Origin of the sequence: Sodaliphilus sp., assembly GCF_045598405.1 — a bacterium.
Taxonomy (GTDB): Bacteria; Bacteroidota; Bacteroidia; order Bacteroidales; family Muribaculaceae; genus Sodaliphilus; species Sodaliphilus limicaballi.
In genome coordinates this window covers 65,180-71,718 of the sequence record NZ_JAZLLZ010000010.1, presented here as the reverse complement: position 1 = coordinate 71,718, position 6,539 = coordinate 65,180, and the positions used below count along the sequence as shown (strand labels likewise).

Annotated in this window: 6 protein-coding genes; 1 reads left to right on the top strand and 5 read right to left on the bottom strand. The window is 47.1% G+C overall.

The window, feature by feature from the left end:
- Positions 1-60: 60 nt before the first annotated feature.
- Positions 61-270: a helix-turn-helix transcriptional regulator gene (locus ACKI3C_RS01175; RefSeq protein ID WP_407401198.1), complete on the bottom strand. Its 210-nt coding sequence runs from the start codon at positions 268-270 to the stop codon at positions 61-63.
- 423 nt (positions 271-693) lie between these two features.
- Here ACKI3C_RS01175 and ACKI3C_RS01170 point away from each other — a divergent pair, with 423 nt between their 5' ends.
- A complete protein-coding gene (locus ACKI3C_RS01170; protein WP_407401196.1) occupies positions 694-975 on the top strand; it encodes a hypothetical protein in 282 nt (93 codons plus the stop codon).
- A gap of 94 nt (positions 976-1,069) precedes the next feature.
- Here the strand turns inward: ACKI3C_RS01170 and ACKI3C_RS01165 are convergent, their stop codons facing one another.
- From ACKI3C_RS01165 to ACKI3C_RS01150, 4 genes are all read right to left on the bottom strand, one after another.
- Positions 1,070-1,462, bottom strand: coding sequence for a hypothetical protein (locus ACKI3C_RS01165; protein ID WP_407401194.1), 393 nt, complete (start codon positions 1,460-1,462; stop codon positions 1,070-1,072).
- Between the two features lie 2 nt (positions 1,463-1,464).
- Positions 1,465-1,632 (bottom strand): hypothetical protein, encoded by a 168-nt coding sequence (locus tag ACKI3C_RS01160; protein ID WP_407401193.1) that lies wholly within the window; start codon positions 1,630-1,632, stop codon positions 1,465-1,467.
- A gap of 126 nt (positions 1,633-1,758) precedes the next feature.
- Positions 1,759-2,232, bottom strand: a complete 474-nt coding sequence (locus ACKI3C_RS01155) for a hypothetical protein (protein ID WP_407401191.1) — start codon at positions 2,230-2,232, stop codon at positions 1,759-1,761.
- 273 nt (positions 2,233-2,505) lie between these two features.
- A complete protein-coding gene (locus ACKI3C_RS01150; RefSeq protein WP_407401189.1) occupies positions 2,506-6,399 on the bottom strand; it encodes a DUF4886 domain-containing protein in 3,894 nt (1,297 codons plus the stop codon).
- Positions 6,400-6,539: the final 140 nt, after the last annotated feature.

Sequence of the window (6,539 nt, the reverse complement as noted above, 5' to 3'; positions counted from 1 at the left end):
TGCGATGTGCTTGTTGCTCATCAATAAGGAATGAAGTGAGCTTGTTCATAAGGTTTCGTTTTATTGTTCTTCTGGCATCCTCACCAGTTCTTCTATGCCGACGTTTAATGCGAGGGCGATTTCTATGAGAGTTTCCAATGGTGGCTGGGTGGCATTGGTCACCCATTTGGAGATTGTTGCAGGATCACGATGAATGGTTTCTGCCAGCCACTTGTTCGTCAATCCACGGTCTGCCAAAATCACTTTTATACGGTTGAGTTTCTTGTCCATACCTTATTTATTATTCGTATGTGTGCAAAATTACTAAAATTTCATCTAAATCAAGATAAATGCGCAAGAAATTATCGTTACATCGGCAATTTTATTGTCAAATTAGAAATTTTAAGGTGATTTAGGGTACAAAACCAAGCAAATTCATGATTTTGTTATCGACTTTGCGTGTTGTTGATCATCCCCTATTTTCAATTTGTTGGTACCCTTTGCATGTCAAAAGGGAACCAACATGACTATTTTACCCCGAAAATGGCGGTATTTTTGCAGTTTTTTCATGAGTTTGCAAGACGTGGAGTAATTTTGCACTGCATTTTCAGTGCGAAACGCGTTAAACACTGGTGCAAGGATAAGCGTCTATCGCATGGCTTAGGAAGCAAGTTGTGTGAGATGGCGTAATGTTTAACTTTTAACACGTTACCTATGGCTAACAACAATAATAACACGATGGGACAACTCGTCGTTATGACCAGAGCTGACCTCGATGCCCTACTTCAGGATGCCATTGCAGCATCTCGGTCTTTGGCGGCGGAGCCTGTCAAGGAAGATCTCCTTCCTTCGATGGCTGATGAATATGTAACTCGTCAGCAGGCTGCCAAGATTCTTCACCTTGATGTTTCCTCCTTGTGGCGACTGGAGAAATCTGATCGTCTGGTATGCCCGTCTTCGCCCGCTGGTCAACGCGTTTGCCATGATAAAACCTAAGGCGAATCTGTTTTCGCCCAGTTGTGTTATTTTTGATAGAAGAAAGAGACAGTTCGATTGTTGCCATAGATGTGTGTTTAACGTCATTAAAAATTTACTCTGCAAAGGTACACAATAATCTTTTTATCGTTTCTCGAATGATTGAGCGTAATTTGGATTCTGTTATGATGTGTTTATATGTGTGTTTCCCTTCTCTAATCAACCAATCAAACCAATCATTGTGAGGTTCACGATTTATATAGTATTGAACATATGTATTTACTCCGTCAAATGTATAACCAAACTCTAACCTACCAATAACCAACCCAAACAATCCATCTCTTGACATTGGGAATGTTGTAGAGGCAATATGCCTTGACAATTTATCAATATTAAATAATTTCTCTTCATAATAATACAAAGGAAAATCCAAATCATTTCTATGGGTTAATTCGTAAAAATATATTTTGTCAAGAAAGTCTTTAATTTCATTTGAATATATTACCATTGTTATTGATGAGATTTTCTATAGTCTTCTGCCGTGATTCCCCCATTGCGAAGACATTCCTCAATGTTAATCTTTGGCGACAACTTTATTTTTCCTTCGTGCAAATGACGTTGTTGTTCTTTAACAAGTCGTGCTTCTTGTTCCTTTAGTATTTCTAACATTCTATCCATAACCAATACTAATTTTATATTTATAAATACTCTTTTACTGCAAATATACAGCAATTTTTTTGCATATCATGATATTTATAATAAAAAACAAAATAAACATGAAACATATTAAAAATATGCAACAGACTATATGAGGTCATGCGGCTCAAGAATGTAGCCAACACTTTCATCTTCAGTCTTGTGAGGAAAAGTCCACATCGTAGCATCTAAGTCTGTGTTGGCTGATGTGCCTTTCTCAAAATTGGGTATTGCGGTCCATGTTATTTTGTAGCGCTCGGTAAGCAGGCTCTTGATGTTGTCATAGAATCTGTTCATGCCATTGTAATAAACACTTACTTTGAGGAGACCGTAACTTGGATGGACATAGGCAGTACATTCGACATTCTTGTCCTTAATTTCAAAGAAGTACTCATTATCCTTCTTATGGTTGTATGTCCACCCTAATTTTCCCATTTTTTCACGTACTTGTTCTCCATTAGAACCCCATTCGTTATATGTTTCATAAAACTTAAATTCAGCGGGGTCGTCGTCTTTGCTGCAAGAATTAAATGCCATCACTGCGATGAGCATTAAAGCGATAAACAATAGTTTCTTAATCATAGTTTTGAGTAATTATGTAAGACTGATAGTTAAATTATTACAATGCCTATACACCAATAAGTTGTTACGGATACAAAATTACTAAAAATTCATTAACAACAAAAATCAATCGGCCGAAACCTTATGCTTTCTTATCCTATTTTGCAACAGAAAGATGCTAATATATTTACTTTCTAGAAAACGCACCCCGAAGCCTGGGGTTACTGGGCTTCGGGGTGGTGTTCTTTGCTGTTTAGAGTTTCCTAGACAGCAATGGTTGTTACGAGCTGAGGATTACGGGTTGTAGATCTTCTTGCCGTTGCGTATCACGATGCCACGTGTGCTGGGAGCAACCTCTTGACCCATCATGTTGTAGGTCTTGCCGTTGCCTTTCACTACTGTGATGTCGTTGATTGCTGTCTCTGGCTCTTTCTCGGCCATAGCGCTAACCTCATGGGTTGCAGCATCAAACATAAAGGTCACTTTGTAAGAAGCGGTCTCGTCCACTGTGAGCTCGGCGTTGCCGTTTTCATTGCTTGCGTTGGGGTCGCCATAGCATGTGTCCCAACTGTGGTCAACAGTCACCTTGTACTCATATACGGTGCCTGCAACGAGTTGGCAGCCACTCACTACGAGTGTGAAGTTGCGGCCGTCCTCCGACTTCATGTCGTTGACTGTAGCAGTAGGATCCCATGTGTAGCCATTGGCGATAGCGGCCACGCCGGCTACGGTGTAAGGGCCAGGATAGATGGGGGCAGGACCTCCAACGAGTTCAGCGTCGGCACTCAATGCATGTGTTGCAGCGTTGAAGTGGAAAGTGACGTTATATGTGCCGCTCTCGTTAACCTTAAGCTCGGCATTACCATCGATATTGCTTGCGTTGGGATCGCCGTAGGACACTGTCCAAGCATGGTCGGCAGCTACCTTCCACTGGTAAGATGTGCCAGCGTTGAGGCTGCAGTTCTCAACCTTGAGGGTGTAGTTGAGGCCATCTTCAGATGTCATGTCGTTGACTGTTGCCGCCGGATCCCAAGAGATGCCGTTGGCAATAGCAGCCACGCCAGCAACTGTGTAAGGACCGGGGTAAGTCTCGCCGGGAACGGCTGCAAACTCAACATTGTCAATGGCGAGAGCCATAGCGCCGTTAGCCGCGTCACCGCTTGCCACGCTGATGTTCCAAGCCAGGTAGTAGTCGCTGTTGTGAGTAACCACACCTGGGAGGTTACCAGTCACATGAGTAGTCACGCCGGGAGCGTCGGCATAGCCAGCAGTAGATGCGTCGGCATCATAGTGAGTGTGGAATGCCTCGCCTGCCGACTTCCACTGCTGTCCGTCAAGCGAGTAGTAGAGCTGGACGTCGAAGCCTGCGGGATTGTTGCCTGTGCGGTATTTCTCGATATCATAGGCCACTGTAGCGTCCTTGAGGTTGAGCACACCGTCGTTGCGCATGTGTACATACACGTTAACGCAGCGTGTACCGCCTGCCACGCTGGTAGAGATACCACCAACGGCACGGTCACTGGCGTCGCTTGTGGCGCCAAAGTTCCAAGTACCGTTCTTGGCGTTAGAGGCAAGTGATGTGCCACCGCTGTACATGGTTTCGGTCTGGGCCTCATAGAACTTGCCTACTGTGCGGGGAGCAGTTGTGGGATGGTCGATGCGCCAGCCTGCGGGCAGTGCAGCAGCGCCGTCGGTAGCCATTGTGTTGAAGTTCTGAGAAACGGTATTGTCCTCGCCTATTACAACAGCCTCGGTCTCGGTGTCGATCACAACAGGATCGGCAACCACTACAATCGCTGTGCTGTTGAAGATGCCGTCCACAGCATTTACTGTGAACGTGCCTTTAGTGCCGTCGCTAGTGAATGTGAACTTATCGTCAAGCGTACCACCGCCGCTCAATGTAACCGTAGTTGACTCGGGAACGGCGACTTCGTTGCCAAACTGGTCGCGTGCAACCACTGCATAGTTAACCTTGCCTGCAGTGTGGTCAACATAGTTCACAAAGCCGTTCATCGCCTGCGAAGCGTAGGTGCGCATTGACTGTGCATCGCTAGCGCTCACGCCAGAGGGGGCATAGGTGATGGTTGAAGCGTCTTCACCATAGATGAGCTGATATTCCATACATGCAGCCATGTAAGTGGCCTTGAGGGTGGGATGACGGTCATCGAGGAACCAAGTCTCGGTGCCCGATGCGCCTTCCTTGTTATATACATTCTGGTAAGCAACTGCTACGGGACACAGGGTCACTCCCAGTTCGCGCGCTACGTCGCGGTAGTTGGCAAGAAGCTGACGGTTATACTCAGTGTAGTTGCTCCAGTCGCCGCTGTAAGCCCAGTTAACGGGGACGATAATCACAGCGTTGGGGTTGGGACAATTAGCACGGATGTACTCTACCCACTTCTTCACGTTGGCACGGAATGTCTCGATGCCTGTGCGTGGCAGTGAACTCTGCTCTTGCAGGATGATGTGTGACCATGCTTCAGAGCGAACCATCATCTTAGCACCGGGAGTACCCTCGCTTGTGAGGCCTTCGCCTTCGTTCCAGTGAGTACTCAAGGGCTGGCCCAGCAGTGTGTGCTTGGTCCAGTTGGCCTTCTTGCCCATAGCTTTGGTCAAGTTGTTGAATACGACATCCTGGTCGTTGTAGTAGATAAGGCTGTTGTTGAGTGACAGCACCTTAACTTCGTCGGGGACTTGCTTAACAAGCACAACATTCTGGGGCATAACGTCAAGCGACTGGATTGTAGATTCCTTAGCCACCAATGTGTAGTTACCTGTAGCAATGTCAAATGTCACGTCGTAGGTTCCGGGATCAACAGCAACCGTGCCCTTAGCACCCTTGACGAGAGTACCTGTGGGAGCAGCTTCGGTAGCATCGGCATCAAGGCCCCATGCACCTGCCATACCTAGTTTCTGGTAAATGAGCCAGTGGCTAAGGCCGTCGCTGCCAGCAGGGAAGCTGAGCTGTCCTGCAAACAACGTCTCGCTGCCGTCCACAAGGTTGAGAGCGCCATCGGGATTCATATAGTTCCACGCATTGTTGTCGCCTATCACATATACCTTATCGAGGCCTGTGGCATCGTCATCACTTGTGAAGAGTAGTGTTGCGCCATCGGCATTGATAGTGAGAGTGATCTCCTTGCAAGTGTATGAATTAACGCCGCAAGTGATGTTGGTGCTTGTGCCTGCCACGAGAGCATAGGGCTCATCCATCAACATGTTGTCACCATTGCTGCCATAGTTGCAAGCGTTTGACCAGCTTGAGTCAGCTACCTTAAACTGGCCCGAAACAATCTTGTCATACAGACGGTAAACGCCGTTGCCCTCGTCGCTGAATTCCCATGCTGTGGGAGCTCCCCAGTTGTTAACCTCTCCGCGCAGATAGATACCTGAACTAACGAATGGGGGACGGTCGTCGCCCTTCACATCGCCAAAGGTTGCAGTGGCCTTGATGTTGTCGACTGCAAGTCCCATAGCCTTGTTGGGGCTCGTGCCGCTTGCCACACTGATGTTCCATGCCAGGTAGATGTCGGCGCCGGCAGCCACATTGACAACGAGCTCCTGCTCCTTGACCTGTGTAGTGCTGATGGGAACAACTGCTGCACCGGCTGTAGCAGCGTCAGGGCTAAAATAAGTGTAGAACTTGGATCCAGCCGAAGCCCAGCTGCTTCCGTCATAAGAGTAGTAAACCTGTACGCAGAAACCAGCAGCGTTGTCACCGTCGCGATATTTTTCAATATCGTAGCTCAGTGTGAGCGCACCGATTTTCTCGTCGGCGCTGTTGTGCACCTTAGTCATCACGCTCACGCAGCGTGTGCCATCGGCAACAGTGGTTGAGAGGCCACCCACAGCACGGTCGCTGGGATCGCTGCTGCTGCCAAAGTTCCACGTGCCGTTCTTGGCATTAGAAGCGAGGCTCACGCCGCCGCTATACATCACTGAAGCAGATGCCGTACTATAGGCACCCACCTGGTTGGGATTGCTGAGCTGTCGCTCTACCTTCCAACCCTGGGGCATCGTCAGCAATGCCTCTGATGCACTGGCGTCCCACATCGAGTTGAAGTCCTCGGTAACAGTGGGAGCGTCCTTGCTCATCTGCAGTCCGCCTTGTGCCATTGCGCCGCCAGGAAGCAATGCCATGACGACAAGAGCCATAACCGCCTTAAAAGAATTAAACTTTTTCTTCATGTTTTTTTTGAGAAAGTTTTAATGGTTAATATTACTTTTTATTCATTAGTTTTGTGCAAAGATAAACCATTAATTCCGTAAAACAATGCGATTGTAGACAATTTGTAAAAAACATAACGAGATACAGTGCTAGTAATCAA